The sequence below is a fragment of the Paenibacillus sp. FSL H7-0756 genome (genome assembly GCF_038006765.1).
Taxonomy (GTDB): domain Bacteria; phylum Bacillota; class Bacilli; order Paenibacillales; family Paenibacillaceae; genus Paenibacillus_AQ.
This window is the reverse complement of sequence record NZ_JBBOVT010000002.1, coordinates 2,069,010-2,089,349: the sequence shown is the minus strand read 5'-3', so window position 1 is coordinate 2,089,349 and position 20,340 is coordinate 2,069,010. Positions and strand designations below refer to the sequence as shown.

Annotated in this window: 23 protein-coding genes; 19 read left to right on the top strand and 4 right to left on the bottom strand. The window is 55.6% G+C overall.

The window, feature by feature from the left end; genetic code table 11:
• Nucleotides 1–77 precede the first annotated feature (77 nt).
• Nucleotides 78–473 (top strand): NusG domain II-containing protein, encoded by a 396-nt coding sequence (locus NST04_RS25720; protein WP_341186844.1) that lies wholly within the window; start codon nt 78–80, stop codon nt 471–473.
• On the opposite strand, the gene NST04_RS25715 is transcribed toward NST04_RS25720, so the two are convergent.
• The 3 genes from NST04_RS25715 to NST04_RS25705 are packed head-to-tail and all read right to left on the bottom strand — an operon-like array spanning nt 474 to nt 3,432.
• Nucleotides 474–1,331 carry a TIGR03943 family putative permease subunit gene (locus NST04_RS25715; RefSeq protein WP_341186735.1) on the bottom strand — a complete coding sequence of 286 codons (858 nt, stop codon included), beginning with the start codon at nt 1,329–1,331 and terminating at the stop codon, nt 474–476.
• Nucleotides 1,332–1,368: 37 nt separating this feature from the next.
• On the bottom strand, nt 1,369–2,358 hold the full coding sequence (locus tag NST04_RS25710) for a permease (RefSeq protein WP_341186734.1): 990 nt from the start codon (nt 2,356–2,358) through the stop codon (nt 1,369–1,371).
• A 30-nt stretch (nt 2,359–2,388) separates the two neighbouring features.
• The gene (locus tag NST04_RS25705; protein WP_341186733.1) at nt 2,389–3,432 is read right to left on the bottom strand and encodes a CobW family GTP-binding protein; all 1,044 of its coding nucleotides are present in this window, start codon (nt 3,430–3,432) and stop codon (nt 2,389–2,391) included.
• Nucleotides 3,433–3,647: 215 nt separating this feature from the next.
• On the opposite strand from NST04_RS25705, the gene rpmG reads away from it, so the two are divergent.
• The 8 genes from rpmG to NST04_RS25665 all read left to right on the top strand — a co-directional run bounded on the left by rpmG (nt 3,648) and on the right by NST04_RS25665 (nt 9,647).
• On the top strand, nt 3,648–3,797 hold the full coding sequence (gene rpmG, locus NST04_RS25700) for a 50S ribosomal protein L33 (protein WP_036725285.1): 150 nt from the start codon (nt 3,648–3,650) through the stop codon (nt 3,795–3,797).
• 101 nt (nt 3,798–3,898) lie between these two features.
• Nucleotides 3,899–5,107, top strand: coding sequence for a GTP-binding protein (locus NST04_RS25695; protein ID WP_341186732.1), 1,209 nt, complete (start codon nt 3,899–3,901; stop codon nt 5,105–5,107).
• Nucleotides 5,108–5,395: 288 nt separating this feature from the next.
• Nucleotides 5,396–6,103 (top strand): metal ABC transporter ATP-binding protein, encoded by a 708-nt coding sequence (locus NST04_RS25690; protein WP_341186731.1) that lies wholly within the window; start codon nt 5,396–5,398, stop codon nt 6,101–6,103.
• The gene (locus tag NST04_RS25685; protein ID WP_341186843.1) at nt 6,049–6,909 is read left to right on the top strand and encodes a metal ABC transporter permease; all 861 of its coding nucleotides are present in this window, start codon (nt 6,049–6,051) and stop codon (nt 6,907–6,909) included. The genes NST04_RS25690 and NST04_RS25685 overlap by 55 nt, the downstream gene beginning before the upstream one ends.
• The gene (locus NST04_RS25680) at nt 6,906–8,111 is read left to right on the top strand and encodes a metal ABC transporter substrate-binding protein (RefSeq protein ID WP_341186730.1); all 1,206 of its coding nucleotides are present in this window, start codon (nt 6,906–6,908) and stop codon (nt 8,109–8,111) included. Before NST04_RS25685 ends, NST04_RS25680 begins: the two co-directional genes overlap by 4 nt.
• A gap of 21 nt (nt 8,112–8,132) precedes the next feature.
• Nucleotides 8,133–8,402, top strand: coding sequence for a 30S ribosomal protein S14 (gene rpsN, locus NST04_RS25675; RefSeq protein ID WP_076078385.1), 270 nt, complete (start codon nt 8,133–8,135; stop codon nt 8,400–8,402).
• Between the two features lie 152 nt (nt 8,403–8,554).
• Entirely contained in the window at nt 8,555–8,974 is a 420-nt protein-coding gene (locus NST04_RS25670) for a DUF6157 family protein (protein WP_341186729.1), read from the top strand.
• Nucleotides 8,975–9,023: 49 nt separating this feature from the next.
• A complete protein-coding gene (locus tag NST04_RS25665; RefSeq protein WP_341186728.1) occupies nt 9,024–9,647 on the top strand; it encodes a class I SAM-dependent methyltransferase in 624 nt (207 codons plus the stop codon).
• A gap of 116 nt (nt 9,648–9,763) precedes the next feature.
• On the opposite strand, the gene NST04_RS25660 is transcribed toward NST04_RS25665, so the two are convergent.
• Nucleotides 9,764–10,348, bottom strand: a complete 585-nt coding sequence (locus NST04_RS25660; RefSeq protein ID WP_036702276.1) for a helix-turn-helix domain-containing protein — start codon at nt 10,346–10,348, stop codon at nt 9,764–9,766.
• 199 nt (nt 10,349–10,547) lie between these two features.
• Here NST04_RS25660 and NST04_RS25655 point away from each other — a divergent pair, with 199 nt between their 5' ends.
• The 10 genes from NST04_RS25655 to NST04_RS25610 all read left to right on the top strand — a co-directional run bounded on the left by NST04_RS25655 (nt 10,548) and on the right by NST04_RS25610 (nt 20,309).
• Nucleotides 10,548–10,835 (top strand): Dabb family protein, encoded by a 288-nt coding sequence (locus tag NST04_RS25655; RefSeq protein WP_341186727.1) that lies wholly within the window; start codon nt 10,548–10,550, stop codon nt 10,833–10,835.
• A 219-nt stretch (nt 10,836–11,054) separates the two neighbouring features.
• A complete protein-coding gene (locus NST04_RS25650) occupies nt 11,055–11,495 on the top strand; it encodes a DUF86 domain-containing protein (protein ID WP_209991035.1) in 441 nt (146 codons plus the stop codon).
• 44 nt (nt 11,496–11,539) lie between these two features.
• Complete coding sequence (locus NST04_RS25645) at nt 11,540–12,205, top strand: helix-turn-helix transcriptional regulator (RefSeq protein ID WP_341186726.1); 666 nt, start codon at nt 11,540–11,542, stop codon at nt 12,203–12,205.
• Nucleotides 12,206–12,304: 99 nt separating this feature from the next.
• On the top strand, nt 12,305–12,784 hold the full coding sequence (locus tag NST04_RS25640) for a YtxH domain-containing protein (RefSeq protein ID WP_084649125.1): 480 nt from the start codon (nt 12,305–12,307) through the stop codon (nt 12,782–12,784).
• A gap of 224 nt (nt 12,785–13,008) precedes the next feature.
• Nucleotides 13,009–13,815: a glutamate racemase gene (gene racE, locus NST04_RS25635; protein ID WP_341186725.1), complete on the top strand. Its 807-nt coding sequence runs from the start codon at nt 13,009–13,011 to the stop codon at nt 13,813–13,815.
• 214 nt (nt 13,816–14,029) lie between these two features.
• Entirely contained in the window at nt 14,030–15,238 is a 1,209-nt protein-coding gene (locus NST04_RS25630) for a M14 family zinc carboxypeptidase (protein ID WP_341186724.1), read from the top strand.
• A gap of 415 nt (nt 15,239–15,653) precedes the next feature.
• Complete coding sequence (locus tag NST04_RS25625) at nt 15,654–17,030, top strand: FAD-dependent oxidoreductase (RefSeq protein ID WP_341186723.1); 1,377 nt, start codon at nt 15,654–15,656, stop codon at nt 17,028–17,030.
• Nucleotides 17,027–17,965: a carbohydrate ABC transporter permease gene (locus NST04_RS25620; RefSeq protein ID WP_036702264.1), complete on the top strand. Its 939-nt coding sequence runs from the start codon at nt 17,027–17,029 to the stop codon at nt 17,963–17,965. The genes NST04_RS25625 and NST04_RS25620 overlap by 4 nt, the downstream gene beginning before the upstream one ends.
• A 25-nt stretch (nt 17,966–17,990) precedes the next feature.
• Nucleotides 17,991–18,827, top strand: a complete 837-nt coding sequence (locus NST04_RS25615; RefSeq protein ID WP_036702263.1) for a carbohydrate ABC transporter permease — start codon at nt 17,991–17,993, stop codon at nt 18,825–18,827.
• 102 nt (nt 18,828–18,929) lie between these two features.
• Nucleotides 18,930–20,309 carry an ABC transporter substrate-binding protein gene (locus NST04_RS25610; protein WP_341186722.1) on the top strand — a complete coding sequence of 460 codons (1,380 nt, stop codon included), beginning with the start codon at nt 18,930–18,932 and terminating at the stop codon, nt 20,307–20,309.
• The last annotated feature ends 31 nt before the right edge of the window (nt 20,310–20,340 follow it).

Here is a 20,340-nt window from a genome sequence, read left to right as displayed (position 1 = left end):
GTCTGCATTACTATTATATAAATCGTAAACATTACGAATATATAACGGTAATCGAAAGGATCAACAGAGTGAAAATCATGAAGCGCGGAGATTTCCTGCTGATTATCATTGTATTGCTGGCCGCCGGTTCCATCTACGGCTACAAGTGGTTCTCTAACCATAATCATCCGTATAAGCAAGGGGAGCTGGCGGCAGTAATCACAGTGAACGGCAAAGCCTACAAGACTGTGCAGCTGACCAAGGAAGAGCAGATTATTGATATCCGCACCAGGTATGGCCATAACACGCTGAAGGTATACGATTATGGTATTCAAATGACCTATTCCGATGCTCCGCTGACCATTGCGCTGGACATGGGATTCATCTCCCGGCCGAAGCAGCAGATTATCTGCATTCCGGCCCGTCTCCTGGTGGAGATCTCGAACCCGGGGGCTTCGCTGGAGGATGACGATGCGCTGGACGCAGTCATCTAGTTATGGCTGCAGCTCTTTCCAAGCCGCTGCGGCATCGGCGCTTGTGTACACATAAGGTGTGGACGGTGCTGCCACTGCGGTTATGCTCTGTGGAGCGATCTGCAGAGCCTCTACGCCCTCATAGAGCGTCACATGAAGCTTGCCCCGAACCTCAATCCAGGTATCGGCGGGCAGGCTTATTTGTGTTCCAGGCGCAAGGAGAATGCCGAAAGGAGTGGCATCTGCCGTACAACACTGAACCAGGAAGCGGCTGACGGCGTAGCCGGATTGGCCGGACCCCAGCGGCTCACGGTACAGGAAGCCGGATACGGCGATCTCCTTGCCCTCGAACTGCGATTTGTAGAGATTAAGGGCGCCCAGCGTTTCCGAGAAAATCTCAGGGAACACAGGGATGACAGGCTGCCTGTAGAGCTGTCCTGCCAGCTCTGCAAATTCGGCCTCATAGGGGTTGGCCGGCGTGAAGCTTGCCCCGGTGCCGGACTCTACGGCAGTGTAGGACAGGGCAAGGCCCTTCTTGGCTGCTGCGGCGCTGCCGAGTGCCCGGTCGGGCAGCAGGAAGCCGAGCAGCAGCGGAAGCAGGAACAGGCTGTACAGTGCAGAGCTGCCCAAGAGTGAGCGGGGCAGGCGGTGCTCGCAGTCGCAGAGGGCGGAGCTTCGGCCAAGCACAGCTTGGAGCCCGAGGCTGAGCGCCATCAGGGAGAGCGGAACCGGGCATAGCCTGATCCAGCGGGCCAGCTTAGGTGCAACATAATAATGGAGGGCGTCCTGCTGGACCAGATGTCCGATATAGAGGGCGAAGGCGAGCAGAATAACCGCCCTGAGTATATAGTGAAGCCGGATGCTCCCGGAGCTATTCATGCAGATCCTCCTCCAGATATTCGGGATTTCAGGGCAGCTACAGCCAGAATGAAGCGAGCACGGAGCCGGTGAAGACGGCCGCGGCAATGAGGAAGAACAGGTACAGGGCGAATCGGGTCTTGAACAGCGAGAGCAGCATCAGTGCGTTCTTGAAATCGAGCATCGGTCCCAGCACCATGAAGGCGAGCAGCGCTCCTGCCGGGAAGGTATGCAGGAAGGTGGAAGCAACGAAGGCATCGGAGGTGGAGCAGAGCGAGAGTGCGAAGGCCAGCCCCATCATGAACACGTAGGAGCCGAGCGGACGGTCTCCAATCGCGGACAGGCTGCTCTGATTCATGAAGGTCTGGATGCCCGCAGTCAGCAGACAGCCGATGATCAGGAATTTGCCCATCTCAAAAAATTCATCCGACGTATGCACCAGGACCGCTGCCGCCCGGCCTCCGCGTAGTGTGCCATGCTGCTCTTCGCTTCCCTCCCGGCGGATGGACAGGCGCAGCGGCGATCTGCGGACGGTGCCATAAATGATCAGGCCAATACATGCCGCTACGGCAAACGCCAGTCCCATCCGGGTGTAGGCCAGCTCCGGATGGGAGCGGAAGGCCGTCAGGGTGGCCCCGTAGACGACCGGATTGAGGATCGGGCCGGACAGAATGAAGACGATAGCAACATAGAGCGGCATCCCCTTATGCATGAGGCGGCGAACCAGCGGAATCATCCCGCATTCGCAGACGGGGAAGAGGATTCCGAGCAGACAGCCGAAGAGAATTGCCGGAACTGCGCGGCGCGGAATCCAGCGTGAGATCAGCTCGTCCGGCACGAAGACGCGGAGCAGGGAGGAGAGCAGCGCGCCCAGCAGGACAAACGGCAAGGCCTCCAGCAGAATGCCGAGGAATGCAGTTTTGAACGTGTCGACATAGCCGTTGTCCAGCAGGCTCAGATGCCCGGGCAGCCACAGGCTGCCCGCTGTGAGCAGAAAAGCGGCGGAAAAGAGCAGCGGCAATATTTTAATCGGAGTAAGGGTTGTCATGGGTTCATCGGCTCCTTCCCGCACAGGGGCTTAGCTGAATAAGGCCGCCCAGCTGCGGCTGATTGCCTTCTCGTCCAGATTCAGGCCAATGCAGACGATATAAGGCTGGCCCGGGTAGCTTGAAGCCTCCCAGGAGATGCGGTTCCCCGCGAGCTGCACCAGCTGCACGGAATCCCGGCCTGCAAGCCGTACATGGCCCTTGGCCCGGAGCAGACTGTAGCCCCATTGCCGCAAAAATTGCTCCAGCTCCTCCGGCCGGAGGCTTCCGGTCCATGCCGGGGGAACGGTTAACGTCACTGCTGCCACTTGGGAAAAAGAGCCGTCCGTCCCGGATTCAGGCTCATGTACTGCCGTTGCACTGCCGCCGCTGCTGCTGCTGCTGTCCGTATTCATCCGCTGGAGGGTAGCACCGCTGATATTGCCGGGGCCGCGGCGGGGAGCAGAGCCTTTAAATCCGCGTACGGCGATGCCTGTCAACAGCGGAGCAAGATTAATCTGGCTGTAATGGGTGAAGACGATCTCGGATTCCGAATTTTGCTTGTAGACCATCTTCTCAATCTTCCACAGGGTCTCCGGTTCTACCAGATCGCTTTTGTTGACGATGATGAGATCAGCGGTGGTGATCTGCTTGCGCAGGGTTCGGACGAGCTGTTTGTCGGACGAGAAGCGGCTGCTGTACTCAAGTGCATTCTCGGCATCCAGCAGCGTAATGGCGTGGTGCAGCTGCAGCCGGTCTGCCAGCGCCGGAGCCAGCAGCGACTTCACGATCTCATCCGGGTCAGCTACCCCTGTAAGCTCAATGTAGATGATGTCAGGGCGGCGTGCCAGCAGGGCGCCCAGGCTGCGCGGCAGCTCCTCCTTACGGCTGCAGCAGATGCAGCCGTCCAGCAGCTTTTCCACATTTGTGCCGGTACTCTCCTGAAGGATATAGCCGTCCACATCCTTGGCGCCCAGCTCATTCATGATCACCCCCGGGTTCAGCCCTCTCCGCTTGCTCTCCTTCAGCAGACTCAGCAGCAGGGTCGTCTTTCCGCTCCCCAGAAATCCGCTCAGTATAATCACAGGTATCTTCATGGCTCACTCTCCCGCTCCAATAGTACCGTCCCCATAAGAAGGCGGCCAAGCCGCTTCCGCTTGTAATTCCATCTATACGTCAAGCTTATTCAGGAAAGAACACTAATCTAAGCGAGCCGAAATGTTCGGGGACAGCTGTTGACAGCGGAGGGCTGGAGCGTGTAGAATGTGTAAATCGTAATAATTACGATTAAATAGAAGGGAGCTTGATTAAGATGAGAGTAATCGTTACCTTGGCCTGTACGGAGACGGGCGACCGCAACTATACCACCACGAAGAATAAGAGAACGACACCGGAGCGCCTGGAGATGAGAAAATATTGCCCGCGCCTGAAGCGTGTCACGCTGCACCGGGAGACCCGCTAAGCTCTGCAATGTCTTAGTAGCCCATCTGATTTCAAATTACATCTTTTCCAAGCGGGGGTTGTTCTTTAGGGATAAAAAATATAATTTACAAGGAGACTACAATGAACAAAATTCCTGTAACAGTGCTAAGCGGATATCTTGGCTCCGGCAAGACTACACTGCTCAATCATATTCTGCATAACCGTGAGGGCCTGAAGGTGGCCGTTATCGTCAATGATATGAGTGAAGTGAATGTGGATGCGAATCTGGTAAAATCCGGCACCAGCCTCTCCCGCACAGAGGAGAAGCTGGTGGAGATGTCCAATGGCTGCATCTGCTGCACCCTCCGTGATGACCTGCTGCGCGAAGTGAATCATCTCGCCTCGGAGGGGCGTTTTGATTACATACTGATTGAATCCTCCGGCATCAGCGAGCCGGTCCCGGTGGCCCAGACCTTCACTTACCCGAACCCTGAGCTGGATATCGACCTGACCGAGCTGGCCCGGCTGGATACAATGGTGACGGTGGTCGATGCTAACCGCTTCTGGCATGATTTCGCCTCGGGCGACAGTCTGCTGGACCGCAATATGACGGCGGGTGAAGGCGACTTCCGGGATATCGTCGATCTGCTAATCGATCAGATTGAGACCTGTGATGTGCTGCTGCTTAACAAGTGCGATCTGGTGGAGGAGGCGGAGCTGAACAAGCTGGAGGCGGTTCTGCGCAGACTTCAGCCTCGGGCGAAGATCATCCTCACGGTGAACGCACAAGTAGAGCTATCTGAGATTCTGAATACGGGATTATTCGATTTCGAACAGACCAGCCAGTCATCCGGCTGGATCGCTGAGCTTGCCAAGGAGGAACACACCCCGGAGACTGAGGAATACGGCATTACCTCCTTCGTCTACCGCCGGAGAGCGCCGTTCCACCCGCAGCGGCTGAGCTTCTTCTTCAGTAACTGGCCCTCTGAGGTCGTCCGGGCAAAAGGACTGGTCTGGCTGGCGGCCAGCGGTGATCTGGCAGCGACCATCAGCCAGGCGGGGCCGTCCATCCAGTTCGGTCCCGCCGGTTATTGGCTGGCTACCCTGCCGGAGGAGCAGCAGCAGGAGGTGCTGGCTGCGGAACCGGATGTGCTGGCGAAGTGGGACGGGCAGTGGGGAGACCGGCTGAACGAGATCGTCTTCATCGGAGTCCAGATGAACCGTGAGGATATCGAAGCCCGCCTGGACCGCTGCCTGCTGACCGCAGAGGAGATGAAGCAGGACTGGACGGCCTTCAACAACCCGCTTCCTTGGCCCGTCGAGGAGCTGCTTGCGGCGGGGCAGGAATAACTGCTTCTGTAAATGATAATCTAGAAAGCCGGAATCCTTTCTGCGGATTCCGGCTTTGTGCTGTATGGCGATCAGGTGCCGCGCAGGGTAGATGGGGCAAAAGCGAATGTATGCGGAAAGCCGAACAATGGCTTGGATTTAACTACATTAATCAGTACGATTACGATTAATTTGTAGTTTTGGGTTTACAAATCGTAATCATTACGATAATATCAATGGAGTTGAATAATAATCGTAAATATTACGAATAAAACATGCCTAATTTGTTTGTTGAGAGGGGGAGGAACGATGATTTTGTCATCCATCAGGGATGTGGTGTTCGGTTACGGGGATGAGCCGGTCATTGACCGCTTGTCGCTGGATCTGGAGGCTGGACAGTTCATTGGCATTACCGGGCCGAACGGGGCAGCGAAGACAACGCTGCTTAAGCTGATGCTGGGCCTACTGAAGCCCTGGAGCGGAACGGTTACTCTGAACCGGGAAATTACCGGAGGAGGCAAGCTGGAGGTCGGCTATGTGCCACAGCAGGTAGCTTCCTTCAATGCCGGATTTCCGAGCAAGGTGATTGAGCTGGTCCGTTCCGGCTGTTATTCGGGGCTGGGCTTGTTCCGCCGGTTCACTAAGGAGCAGGAGGCGCTTGTAGAGAGCAGCCTGCGGCAGGTGGAGATGTGGGAGTACCGTAACCGGAGAATCGGCGAGCTGTCCGGCGGACAGAAGCAGCGGATCTGCATCGCCCGCGCGCTGGCCCAGCAGCCGCAGGTACTGGTGCTGGATGAGCCGGTAACGGGGATGGATGCTGCCAGCCGCACCGGGTTCTATGAGCTGATGCGGCATTATGTCAGCCGCCATGGCCGGACCGTCATCATGGTTACACACGGCCTGGAAGAGACAAGCTCTTATCTGGATACCGTGATTACGCTGGAACGCAAGGAGCAGGAGGGCTGGACATGTTTGGTTACGAATTCATGCAACGCGCATTTTGGGCAGGAGGCCTGATCGGACTGATCGGACCCTTGCTAGGAGTCTACTTGATGCTTCGCAGGCAGGTGCTGATGGCCGATACATTGTCTCACGTCTCCCTTGCCGGAGTTGCCCTGGGTTCTGTGCTGGGCTGGAATCCGGCTCTGAGCGGCTTCGCTGTAGCTGTAGCAGGAGGGCTGGTTATTGAGCAGCTGCGCCGCTCTTACCGTACCTACAGCGAGCTTCCGGTAGCCATTATTATGACCTCCGGTCTGGCGCTGGCCGTTGTGCTGATGAGCCTGAAGCAGAATCTGACCAAGAGCTTCAGCTCCTATCTGTTCGGCTCCATCGTTGCTGTAAGTGATACCCAGCTTAAGCTGATTGCCCTGGTGGCCGCAGCCGGTCTTCTCTACTTCATCATTCTGCGCCGCCCGCTGTACAGCCTGACCTTCGACGAAGAGACCGCCGCTATCAGCGGTGTCCATACCGAGTGGTTGTCCTTCTCGTTCGCTGTCCTAACCGGCATGACCGTTGCCGCAGCCATGCCGGTGGTGGGTGTGCTGCTTGTATCGGCTCTGATTGTGCTGCCCGCTTCCATTGCGCTGCGGATGGCCTCAGGCTTCACGGCAGCTATAATAATCTCCGTCAGTGTGGGGCTGACCGGTGTGTTCAGCGGGCTTACAGCTTCCTACTATATCAACACGCCTCCAGGAGGCACGATTGCACTTATTTTGCTGGTATTTCTCCTGCTGGCCATTGCCGTGCAGAAGCTGATCAGGCTGCGCAGCCGCAGCCAGTATTCATCTCAAGCTAATGAAGAAAAGGGGTCTCATAACATATGATGAAATTCAAATCCATAGCAAAGTCCAATTCGTCCGCACCGTCCACATTCAGAATCCGTCAGCTTGCAGCCTTGTCCCTGACTGCCATGCTGGTGATCTCCGGCTGCGGCAACAACACTGCGACCAAAGCTGCTTCTACCAATAGTCCGGCGGCAACACCCTCAGCTGCGGCCGCAGCTTCATCTGTACCTCCAGCGGATAAATTGAACATTAAGGTTAGCTTTTACCCGATGTATGAATTCACAAAAAGCATTACCGGTGACCTTGCCGATGTGGAGGTGCTGGTCCCGCCCGGTGTCGAGCCGCATGACTGGGAACCGACTGCGAAGGATATGGCCGATATTTCGGATGCAGATGTGCTTGTCTACAATGGGGCAGGCATGGAAAGCTGGGCGCAGCAGATTGTGGACGGTGCGGCCGGAAGTGATCTCATTACAATAGAGGCAAGTAAAGGACTCCAGATTATTGAAGGAGCAGAGCATGAACACGATCATGAGCACAACCATGAAGAGGAAGCAGCGGGTGAAGCGGACCATGATCATGAGCACGAACATCAGCAGGATGAATCCACGGCTGAAGAAAGTGATCACGATCACTACCATAATGATTCCGCTGCCGGCGGAGCAGAGCACGAACATGAACATGATCATGACCACGAACACGGCCACGACCATGGCGGACTCGATCCCCATGTATGGCTGGACCCTGTGATGGCTATCCGGGAGGTTAAGACCATTGAAGCAGCACTCTCCGCAGCTTTTCCCGGAAATGCAGCAGCCTTCCACGCTAACAGCGATGCTTATATCACCAAGCTGGAGAAGCTGGATCAGGATTTCAGAGCCGGGCTTCAGAACACGAAGCGCAAGGACTTTATTACCCAGCATGCCGCCTTTGGTTATCTGGCACAGCAATATGGCTTGACGCAGGTGCCGATTGCAGGACTGTCGCCGGAGCAGGAGCCGTCTGCTGCACAGATGGCCAAAATCGTGGAGTTCGCCAAGGCGAATAAGGTGACTACGATCTTTTTTGAAACCTTGGTCTCCTCCAGTGTCGCCGATACTATTGCCCAGGAAATAGGAGCCAAGACCGCCGTGCTGAACCCAATTGAAGGATTAACAGAGGAAGACGCTGCCCATAATCAAGATTACCTGAGTCTGATGCGGCAGAATCTTGAAGCGCTGATCCAGGCATTGAACGAATAAGAACGAAGGAGCTGATCTATAGTGGCCAAGAAATCCAAGGTTGTGAAGGAACAGAAGCGGCAGGAGCTGGTGGCGAAGTACGCTGACAAGCGCAGAGAGCTGAAGGCGGCAGGCGATGTGATGGCACTGCAGAAGCTGCCCCGGGATTCCTCAGCCACCCGCCAAAAGAACAGATGCAGCGTGTCCGGCAGACCGCGGGGCTATCTGAGTACATTCAAGATATCCCGGATCGTCTTCCGTGAGCTGGCGCATAAGGGGCAAATTCCGGGCGTTACCAAGTCCAGCTGGTAGGCTGTCAACTTCATAGATGCTATAACGGCAAGACGGCTGATCTCTCTGTGCTACAGGAGCCAGCCGTTTTGCTGTGTCCATAGACTTTGCCGGATCGGACAGAGTGGACTATGATAGGAGGATAGTATTGTCCTACAGAAGGAGGCTTACCTGTGAGCTATACCGATACTTTTATCCGGATTGCAGAAGATTGCCCGGTGGAGACCGGAACCATCCCTGTATCTGATCGTCTGCTCCCGCCTGCACATGTCATCCAGTATCATCTGCTGGCCGGCTCACCTTACCGTTATAACCATGAAGAACTGCTGTACCAGGTGTATGTGCGGCACAAGGCCATTCCCGAAGAAGAGCGTGAATCGCGCCGGGAGGAGATCTGGGCAGCGCTGTTCTCGAAGAATCATCCGTGCCTGCGGGCCTCCATGCTGCCCAAGAAATACGGCTGGGGTGTCCACTACGATGCTGAGGGGAAGATTGCACTCTATGCCAAAGAGTCTCCAGAGTATGATTATTACACTACCGGGGATGAAGCTGGAGTGAAGCTGCTGAATGCCATGCGGAATAAGCGGCGTTAATCTTTAGACCACCCAGGATCATATTCTGAACACAGAAAGAAGGAGCAGCATGACAGAGTACTGGAGTAAAAGATTTGCGCAGGAGGGGATGATCTGGGGGAGTGAGCCAAGCCCGTCGGCAGAATGGGCGAAGCGGAAATTTCAGAAGGCAGGAGTATCCACTGTGCTTGTTCCGGGTGCAGGGTATGGGAGGAATACCAAGGTATTCTCTGCTGATTTTACAGTATACGGGATAGAATTAAGTGAAGCGGCGCTGGAGCTGGGCGAAGCATGGGACCCGGGAAGCAGGTTTATTGCAGGCTCGGCGCTGGAGCCTCAGCTTGGGCAGTCTGTAGATGCTGTCTACTGCTATGATGTTCTGCATTTATTCCTCGAAGGGGACCGCCGAAGGCTAATTGAGGCCAGTCTCAGTCAGGTCAGGACCGGAGGACTGCTCTACTTCACCAGCTTCTCTGATGAAGATCCCCATAACGGCTGCGGAAGAGAGCTGGAGCCGGGCACCTTTGAATACAAAGAGGATAAATACGCCCACTTCTTCAGCGATGCCGATTTGCGGGAGCATTTTGCCGGGACGGAGATTCTGGAGACAGATTCCTTTACCGAATCGCTGCAGAGCCCGCAAGGCGGGACTCATGAATACATACTAAGAACGATCCTTGCGCTTAAAAGGTAGCTGCCTTCTGAGACAGAAACGTCAACATGGCCCCTCCCTGCGGCGAGAAGGACCTTACTGTGAACCTGATGCTGTGTGTGATCCCTCTTCTTCCTGCGGCTTCCTAATTAATGAAGTTAATGCAGCTCGCAGTCTGCGAACAGGATATGCCGGGGAATGCGGAAGAAGTTCTCGGCTTTCTCCTGAAGCGCCAGGGTAGGCAGATGACAATGGTGCAGCCACTTGCGGAAGGTGCCGGGATGGACGCCGATCCAGATGCTGACATCGGTTACAGAGAAATCATAAACCATGCAGAGTCCGGTCAGAATCGCGTTGTGCTGCGGTGAATGGGCGAGCGTTCTTTTCATGAAACGGGATGGGGTCGGCTGGCACACAATCGGACTTTGCCGCAGAAGAGCTTCGTTGAACAGGATATGGGGCGGATAGCCTAAATGGCGGCAGACCTTGTCCAGATTAGTTCTGGAGGGAATACGTCCTTCATATACCCATGCGCTTACGCTGCGTGAGGAGACGGAGAGCTCTTCTGCAAGCCGGGAGAGCTTCATGTCCTTGGCCATCAGGATGGCCAGCAGAACGCGGTTGCGGATTTGGCTGCGTTTGGGGCGGCGAAATCTTTTGACCCGTACGCCTTGTCCAAGATATTTGCGGTTGATCAGAGACCAGGCCTGAATTTTATGTGTTTCTTGCTGATTTTTAGCCATAATACCTCCGGGTGTACTGATTTAATGAAGTGACGGGTCATCTAGTTTAACTGTTATGACTTTACCATTTCATTACGGCATTCGTCCAGAGTGCAAAGCTCCTGTTTTGGTCATGAACCAAGATTGTTTCAGTAATGCTGCGGTTTATGATATATTTTGAGTAATCCATTTCACATTAATCAGGCTGGGAGCGGGATAGATGATCAAGCATATTGTTTTCTTCAAATTAAAGGACCGGTCCCGAGGCAAGGTCGCAGAGACTGTTGCAGTCCTCCGTAATATGGAGGGAAGAATTCCGCAGCTGCTGTCCATTGAAGTCGGGGCCGATCTGATTCACTCGGAGCGTTCGTTCGATATCGCCCTGGTCACGGTTGTGGCCTCGTTGGAAGATCTGCAGGCGTATCAGGTGCATCCGGCCCACAAGGAAGTCATTGCCCATATCAATGAGGTCAAGGAGCTGTCGGTAGCGGTCGATTACGAGATCTGAGACTGCACGTACTTGCAAGGCTGGAACCCATTAAGCACGGAAAGCGGTGAGCGGAATGCGCGAGCTTGAGTATCCGATGGAAGCATTGACGTATCTGATTGTTTTTATGGCGGCATGTGTCGTGATGGTGTTCTGGTTGAAGCGCCGGGGCAGGCGGGGGAAATAACAGCAGTTCATGTTAGGGAAGATCACTAAATACCGCAGGGTGGAGGGTCAGCTGTGTATTATGTCAACCGGAAGCAAATAGAAGTTATTCTTGAACAGATCCCAGATCTTAAGCGAGGCCTAGCACATGCAGCTTCTTCCTGGGACGGCAGTACGCTGCTGGGTCTGGTACAGGAACGGTGCTTACATCTGGCCGTTGAAGTCGTGACGGATGTGGGCAGCTGTCTGATTGACGGGTTCATTATGCGTGATGCCGGAAGCTACGAGGATATTATATCTATTATTCATGAGGAAAAGGTGCTGGGAGACAGCGGGATCTACGAGGATCTGACCTCGCTGGTCGCTTTGCGTAAGCCGCTGGTTCAGGATTATTTCGTATGGGAACGCAAGAAGCTGCACCCCATGACCCTGACGCTCCCGGATATTCTGGAGAAATTCGCCTGTGAGGTGCGCCGGTATCTGGATCAGGAGCTGGGCAGCGGGGTCACGGGCTAGCTGAAGCCGGAGCCGTGTGCAATCAGACAGAAAGGAGGTCCTTTATGGCGAAGAAGAGTCAGGAGAGCGGTTCAACCCGGCGGATGATTATGACGCTGCTGAAGATGAGAGGTCCGCTGACGATCAGCGCTCTTGCTGAAGAGTTGGGAATTACCGAGATGGGTGTCCGCCGGCATGTGCTTCAGCTGGAGCAGGAGTCGCTTGCCAAGACCAAGGTCGTGCGCCAGGCCATGGGACGTCCGATGCATGTATATTCGCTTACCGAGCGGGCGGAGGATCATTTTCCCAAAAGCTATCACAATCTGGCGCTGGAGCTGCTGCGGGAGCTGGACCACGGGAGCGGTGTGGATGCGGTCAATATGCTGTTTGAAGGCCGTAAGCGGCGGATGCTTGCCCAGTACAGCCCTATGATGCAGAGCCGTGAGCTGGAGGAACGGGTTGCGGAGCTGTCAACGATTCAGAATGCCGGGGGCTATATGGCGGAGTGGAGCAAGGAAGAGGACGGCTCGTACACACTGCGGGAGTATAATTGTCCCATCCGTCAGGTAGCTGCCCAGTACCGCAAGGCCTGCCAGTGCGAGCAGCATTTGTTCGAGGAGCTGCTGGAGGCGAAGGTGACCCGCAGTGAGTGTATGGCGGAGGGCGGCCAATGCTGCCGGTATGCTATCACGCCGAATCCCAAGCAGAAAACTTCCGAAATCAAGGGCTGAGCAGTCACAGGACATCCTCTCTATGCTTATGATATAGCAGAAATAGGCGATCGCCCGGGTGGCCGGGCAGAGGCACAATAGAATCCAAAGGAGAGATTGATGATGAAAAAAGATAGCAAAAGCTTGCTCTGGGGCGTACTTGCCGGCAGTATTGTAGGATCGGTGACAGCGCTGCTGTTCGCCCCTAAGCCGGGTAAGGAGCTGCGTAAGGATATTGCCGAAGGCACAACGGAAGCGGTGGATAAGGTTCAGGTGATTGCCGGCCAGGCCAGCGAGAAGACTACAGAAATCTATGGTAAGGCTAAAGAAGCGGTAGTCTCGGTGGCGCATGAGGTGAAGGAATGGAGCAAGTCCGCTAAATGTGCGGTGGAAGAAGCCGATGTAGCCACAGTAAGCGGTATTGCTGAGCAGGCTGTAGAGGTCACAGATGCAGTGGAAGCTGTAAAAGATGAGATCGCTGCTTATGAAGCTGCGGAGCAAGCTGCTGTGGCTGACGCTGAGATCGAAGCTGTGACTGGTACAGATACGGCTGTAGCTGAAGCTATCGAGGATGGCAAGACCGCAGGGAAGCTGTCCTAAGCTTGATGTAAAAGATATGGAGCCGTTTTCCGCTGAACAGGCGGGAGGCGGCTTTTGCGTGTTACGGCAGGCTTCGGGTGGGTCTGTATTATGGCTCCTCTAGCTCCCTACTTGAACTGAACCCGTAAATGGAGTATTATCTGCAATTGGGGCTGAAATCCTGGTACACATTATTCCAGCCTTACATAAGCTACACAAAACGAGTTAAAGGATGCGGTGTGTTCGTGCAGCAGGCAATAGCAATATTAGACTCAGGCGTCGGAGGATTGACCGTTGTCAAGGAAGTGATGCGACAGCTCCCCCGGGAGAAAATCATCTATTTCGGCGATACGGCAAGAGCCCCGTACGGACCCCGTTCCACTGAGGAAGTGAAATTGTTCACTGAACAAATCGTGGACTACTTAATTCAATTTAATCCTAAAATGATCGTCATTGCTTGCAACACAGCAACAGCAGCAGCTCTTGATTATATCTCCGCCAAGGTAGCCATTCCTGTGATCGGAGTCATTCACCCCGGTGCCCGCGCTGCCATCAGCGCCTCCAAGAGCGGACAGGTCGGCGTGATCGGGACTATCGGTACGATTACAAGCGGTGCCTATACGGCGGCACTGAAGCAGCTGTCTCCCTTTGTTCAGGTGGTCAGCCAGGCTTGCCCGGCGCTTGTGCCCTTCGTGGAGCAGGGGTTATTCCGCTCGGAGGAGAGCCATCTGGCGGTGGCTGAATCACTGAACGGCATCAAATACGAGCCGATTGACACACTGATTCTAGGCTGCACTCATTATCCTTTCCTGGTCGAGCCGATCGGCAAGGTGATGGGACCCGGCGTCAAGCTGATCAGCTCGGCGGATGAGACGGCGCGGGAAATCAGCACTATCCTTTACGATAAAGGCCAGCTGGCACGCGGGGATGAGAGTCCGATTCACCAGTTCTTCTGCAGCGGAGATGCGGAGATCTTCCAGCGGATCGCCCGGGACTGGCTGGGCGAGCAGATCAGCCGGACGCCCGTTGTATGGCAAGTATCCACTCTGTAGGATGAGAGCATTACAGCGGCGAACTGAATAGGGACAAACCCCTTGCAGGGAATGTCCGGAAGATGAGACCGGGAGGGCTTCCCGGTCTTTTGCTGTTACATTTCCACATGACCCGCTGCTGCTGCTCATATACTAGGCGTGAGGGCCGGGTCTCGTATATCTTCACTGAGGATGTAAAGGACGCCGGCACAAGAGGGCCGGGAGGATGAGACCTATGCAGCAATACATTGCCCGCAGGGGAGACACCGTAAGCCGTATCGCCGCAAGACACGGATTGACACCGGAGCATGTCATTCAAGGAAATCCATGGGCTGGAAGCCAGCCCTACTTATATCCGGGCCAGGTGCTGTTTCTGCCGTCTGCACCGCGCAAGCGGTATGCGGTGCAGACGGGGGACGATGCGCAGAGCATCGCGTCCTTGTTCGGGGTGGGCGCAGATGAGCTGGAGATGCTGAATCCCGGGGTAAGCTCGGGACGTATCTGTCTGCCGGGTAAGGTGCTGGTGATTCCGGCGCTCACACGGGGGACGGAGGTCTATCTGCGCGGAGAATACGGACCGGCTGAGATAGAAGCGGATGCTGCAAGGCTTGCGGTCCGCTATTCTTGTGTCAGCAGCGAAGTTATAGGCCACAGTGTACTCGGCAAGCCGCTCCGCCTGCTGCGGATCGGCAGCGGCCCGCGCCACCTGCATGTGAATGCCGCGCTGCATGCCAACGAATGGCTGACGGCCCCATGTCTGATGCGCTTCATAGAAGAATATGCTGCCGCATATGAATCAGGCAAGGACTGGCACGGACGTCAGCCTGCGGACTGGCACCGGGACTGGACGCTCTGGGCCGTGCCGATGGCAAATCCCGACGGCGTCGAACTGGTGCAGGAAGGGGCGATGCCGGACCATCCTCATTATGCGCAGCTGATGAGGTGGAACTGCGGCAGGCGCAGCTTCCGGCACTGGAAGGCGAACATCCGCGGCGTCGATCTGGGGGACCAATTCCCCGCACACTGGGAGGAGGAACGTGCCCGGCGGCAGGTGCCCGGCCCGGCTCCGCGCGATTACAGTGGCCTTGCACCGCTTAGTGAGCCGGAGGCGGCGGCGCTGGCGGCGCTGGCTGAGCGTGTTCCGGGCGATGCGGCCGTCTCGCTGCACAGCCAGGGGGCTGAGATCTACTGGAACTACCGGGGCTATGAGCCGCCGGAGAGTAAGGATTGGTCAGTTAAGCTGGCAGCGGCCAGCGGCTACCGGGCGGTGGAATTGACCGGCAGCGACGCCGGATACAAGGACTGGTTCATCGAGCGCTTCCGCAAGCCGGGCTTCACCGTCGAGCTGGGAGTGGGGAAGAATCCGCTGCCCCTGGCTGATTTTGAGGATATGGCGCTGGACACAGGCCTAATTCTCAGTGCGATTCTGTCAAATTTGAAATAAAAATGAAACAATCTCTGCAAATTTGCGTAAGATAACAGCAAAGGGCACGGCCGCAATCCTGACCAACTGATGCTTTGCGGCTGTATCCTTTTTTTGCGTGGGAATAAAGAGCACAAATGCTCCTGATTTCAGCAAAAGTGGGCTAGGTAAGCAAATGAAGTGTATAAATCCCTTTGAATTCCTCAAAAGTGAGCTAGGCGAGCAAATGAAGTGTATAAATCCCTCTGAATCGGCTGATCATCCAACCCAGCCCCATCAGCCCGCCCACATCACACCCAAAGAGTCAAAATAATACACATCAACCCGTATGAAAGCTATACCGTACTCACAAAAGTCTCTTGCTAAAATTAGTACATAGAAGAGTGGCAGACGGCTTCAGCACAAGAGGGATGTCTGCCGGGAAAGTGAGGGCCTTATGGAGAACGGAACATATACACTTAAAAGTAAACCCATCCCGCTGAATACCGCCTACGACGTCATTGTTGTCGGAGGCGGTCCGGCGGGCTGTACCGCCGCAGCGGCGGCGGCAAGAGAAGGGGCGCGGACCCTGCTGGTTGAAGCGACCGGCAGCCTGGGCGGAATGGGAACCTCAGGCCTGGTACCGGCCTGGTGCCCCTTCTCAGATAAAGAGAAGATGGTCTACCGGGGTCTGGCGGCCAAGGTGTTCAATAATCTGAAAGCACAAATGCCGCACGTGCCGGAGGAAGCGATGGACTGGGTGCCGATCGAGCCGGAGAAGCTCAAGCGGGTCTATGACGATCTCGTAACGGAGTCCGGTGCGCATATCCTGTTCCTGACCACCCTTGCGGATGTGGACAGAGACGACAACGGCAACATCACCACCCTCCTCCTCCTGAACAAAGGAGGTCTGCAGGCCTTCCGTGCGGCTGTCTATGTCGATTGCACGGGGGACGGTGATGTCGCCGCATGGGCCGGAGCCGAGTACCAGATGGGGGACGAAGCGACCGGCGAGCTTCAGCCGGCGACCCACTGCTTCATCCTTGGCAACGTGGATGATTACGCTTATCAGAATGGGCCGAAGCTGCATGCGGAGAACCCGCACAGCCCGATCCATGAGGCTGTCCGGTCGGGGGAATATCCGGCAATTCCGGACACCCATTTGTGCAACAACCTGGTTGCTCCGCGTGCCGTAGGCTTCAATGCCGGGCATCTCTGGGGAGTCGATAATACGAATCCCTTCTCCGTATCCGGGGCACTGGTAGAGGGGCGTAAGCTGGCAGCTGCCTACCGGGATATGCTGGCCGCTGTGCACCCCGCAGCCTTCAGCAATGCGGTTGTCATGAGCACGGGTACACTGATCGGAACACGGGAATCCCGGCGGATTACTGGCGATTACGTTCTGACGGCGGAGGATTACATCTCCCGCCGGAGCTTTGAAGATGAGATCTGCCGTAACAGCTACTTCATCGATGTGCACGGCACACAGAAGGAGCAGCAGAGCGGCGTCGGGTCGAGCCAAGCCATTACGCTCTACGGGCCCGGAGAATCACACGGCATACCGTACCGTTGCCTTACGCCGCGCGGGCTGCGCAATGTGCTGGTCGCCGGCCGCTCGATCTCCTGCGACCGCAGGGTGCTCGGCAGCGTCCGGGTGATGCCAGTCTGTCTGGCGATGGGCGAAGCTGCCGGACTCGCTGCAGCCCTGGCTGCCGCTCATGGCGGCGGCGATGTGCATGCCGTGGATGTCTCCCGGCTGCGCAGCCGTCTGAGGGAAGAGGGCGGCTATCTGCCGGATATGGAAGCAGAAACTGCAGGGGAGAGAATACGATGAGTGAATCTGCGGTTACGCGAAAAACGGCCAAGCCCGCAGCCGGCACGTATTGGACGCGCAAGAGACGGGAGCAGCTCGCCGGATGGCTGTTCATTGCGCCGGAGGTCATCGGGATGCTGGTCATCGCGGTGTTCCCGCTGCTGTTCAGCCTGTTCCTCAGTCTGACGGAGTGGAATCTGGTCGGCGGGTTGTCGGCAATCAACTTTGTGGGCCTCGATAACTTTATCGAGCTGTTCAGAGACAACCGCTTCCTGCTGGCCCTGAAGAATAACGTACTGTTTACCGTGGGCACCGTGCCGGTCACGATGCTGTTGGGTGTAGTGCTCTCAGCGCTGATTCATAAGAAGCTGTATGCCAAGACGTTTTTCAAGGTCGCTTTTTTTGTACCATATATCTGTTCCACGGTAGCCATCGCCGCAGTCTGGCAGGCACTCTACCATCCGTCCAAAGGGCCGGTCAATCAGATTCTGATGCAGCTTGGGGTCTCCGAACCGCCGCGCTGGCTGGTCGATACCAGCTTCTCGCTGATTGCTATTATGATTATCTATGTCTGGCAGCTGCTGGGCTATCAGATGATTATTTTCCTGGCGGGAATGACGAATATTCCCGAGGAACTGTATGAGGCGGCGACAATTGACGGGGCCAGCGGGATCGGACAGTTCCGGCGGATTACGCTGCCGCTGCTGGGGCCGACTACCTTTTTCCTGGCGATCACGAGCACGATCTCTTCCTTCAAAATCTTCGATATGATCAAGTTCCTGACCAGCGGCGGTCCCAACTATTCCAGTACTGTTATCGTGTACCAGATCTATGAGGAAGGCTTCGAGCGCTTCAAAATGGGCTACGCCTCGGCGATGTCCTGGGTGCTGTTCCTGATCATTATGCTGGTGACCTCCATTACCTGGATGACCCAGAACCGTAAAGTCCATTACTAGCCCAAGGCGAAAGGAACGAAAGGCAATGACAATGAAAAAACTTAAGCCCGGCAATCTGATCTTCACGGTCCTGTTCGCTCTGTGCTCGGTATTCTTCCTGATGCCGCTGGTGTGGATGCTGTCGGCCGCCTCGAAGACGGAGAAGGAGGTCTGGACCTTCCCGATTCAGTGGATTCCTACGGACTGGAATCTAATCGCCAACTTCAAGGCAGTCTGGATGGGTGATGTGGCATTTGGATTATTCTATATGAACTCGCTCAAAATCGCCCTGATCTCCACCCTGGCGACCATCGTCATCTCGGCTATGGCCGGTTATGCGCTCGCTAAGCTGGATTTCAAAGGCCGGGCGCTGATCTTCACCCTGATGCTGGCATTCATGATGATTCCCGAGCAGGCCACGCTTGTTCCGCGCTATATTATGATTAAGGAGCTCGGCCTCTACGACTCTCATGCCGCGCTGATTCTGATGGGGATGTTCTCCAGCTACTTCACCTTCCTGCTGCGCCAGTTCATGATCGGCATTCATAATGATATGCTGGAAGCGGCCGAGCTGGACGGCGCCGGGTTCTTGCGCATCTTCTGGAGTGTCGTGCTGCCGCTGAGCCGCCCGATTCTGGCGACCGTAGGGATCATTAAGTTCATCTGGACCTGGAATGATTACCAGGGGCCGCTGATCATGCTGAATTCGACCAAGCTGTATACGATTCCGCTGGGGATGCAATTTTTCAAGGAGGAATTCGGCACGCAGATCTCCGTCATGATGATGGCCTCCGTGGCTGCAATTCTGCCGCTGCTGGTCCTGTTCCTGATCCTCCAGAAGCAGGTCATTAACGGGATTGCCATCGGCGGGGTCAAAGGATAAAGGTCAAAAAAGTGTACGCGCACACCGCATAGCTGTACACGGTGTGCGCGGGGCTTCAATTGTATAATGAGCTTGCAAAACATAAAACTAGGGGGAATTGCTGTGAAGAAACTATCAATCATGCTCGCCAGTGTGATGCTTATGCTCTCGGTCACTGCGTGCGGCGGAAATGGCGGGAACGGGGCGGGCAGCTCAGCGGCCACCGATGCGCCGGGGTCTGCGTCAGCTGAACCGGGTACTGGAAGCAACGGCACAGACGGGACGGCTGGCAAAGCCAAGATCAAATTCTACACCTTCAAAGCCGATAAGCCGGAGGAGCCCATCTACCAGGCCGTTCAGGCCTATAACAAAGCTCAGGATAAAGTGGAAGTGGAATATGAATCCCTGGTCCAGAACAGCGACAGCACGGATTTCATGAAGAAGCTGGATATTCTGGTCGCAGGCGGTGAAGTGGTCGATGTGTTCATGACCGGGAACGAGGATGAGCTGCTGGAGCGTGCTTCGCGGGGAGTTGTGGAACCGCTTAACTCCTTTTTTGAACAGGAGAGTATTAAACCCGAGGATGAATATTCCAAGCTGCTGAAGCTGGAGGATAAGGTCTACGGCATTCTGCCCAGCTCCACGCAGTGGCTGACGGTCTTCAACAAGGATCACCTGGAAGCCGCAGGGCTGACCCTGCCTGAGATGGGCTGGACCTGGGATGATTTCCGCGACTATGCCAAGAAGCTGACCACTCCGGAGCATTACGGAACGTACTTCCACACTTGGGGCGAATATCCGAACATTATCGCATACACCGAGAAGCCGCATCCGCAGCTTAGCGCCGACTTGAAGCCGATTTTTGACGATCCGTCCTTCGAATACTTCTTCAACCTCCGCCGCACGATGGAGAAGGAAGATAAGAGCGCGGAGCCGTATGCCGATGTACTGGCCTCGAACTATCATGTGCTGCAGCAATTTTTTGCCGGTAATGCCAGTATGCTTGCGGTGCCAAGCTATGCTGTCCGGGCGGCGCTGAACCTGGAGAAATTCCCGCATGAGTTCCAGAGCATGTACGCCCCGCTGCCGCGTTCGGTGGACAGTAAGGAGCTGGGCATGACGAATATTTCCGGCGGAGGCCTGGCCATGGGCGCGAAATCAGCGAACAAGGAAGCCTCGTACGACTTCATCCGCTGGATGTCGAAGGAATCCTACAAGTTCACCAAGGAGATTCCTTCGTTCAAGGGAGTGGACGGAGCGGAGCTGATCAACAGCTTTTTCGGGGAAAATACAGACCTGATCGATACCGCCTCCCTCTCCAAGACGCTGTTCGATCCGAATATTAAAATGCCTGACTCCTTCAGCGTGCCGTACGGCAGCGAACTGAAAGCGATTGTGGAGAACGGCTTCGCCAGCTTCATTCTGGATAACCGCAGCTTCGATGAGGTCAAGAATGAGATGACAGCGGAAGTCGAGAAGGTAGTTTCTGCCAATCAGAAATAACGGATGAAGTGCAAGGGCAGCAGTGATTTTG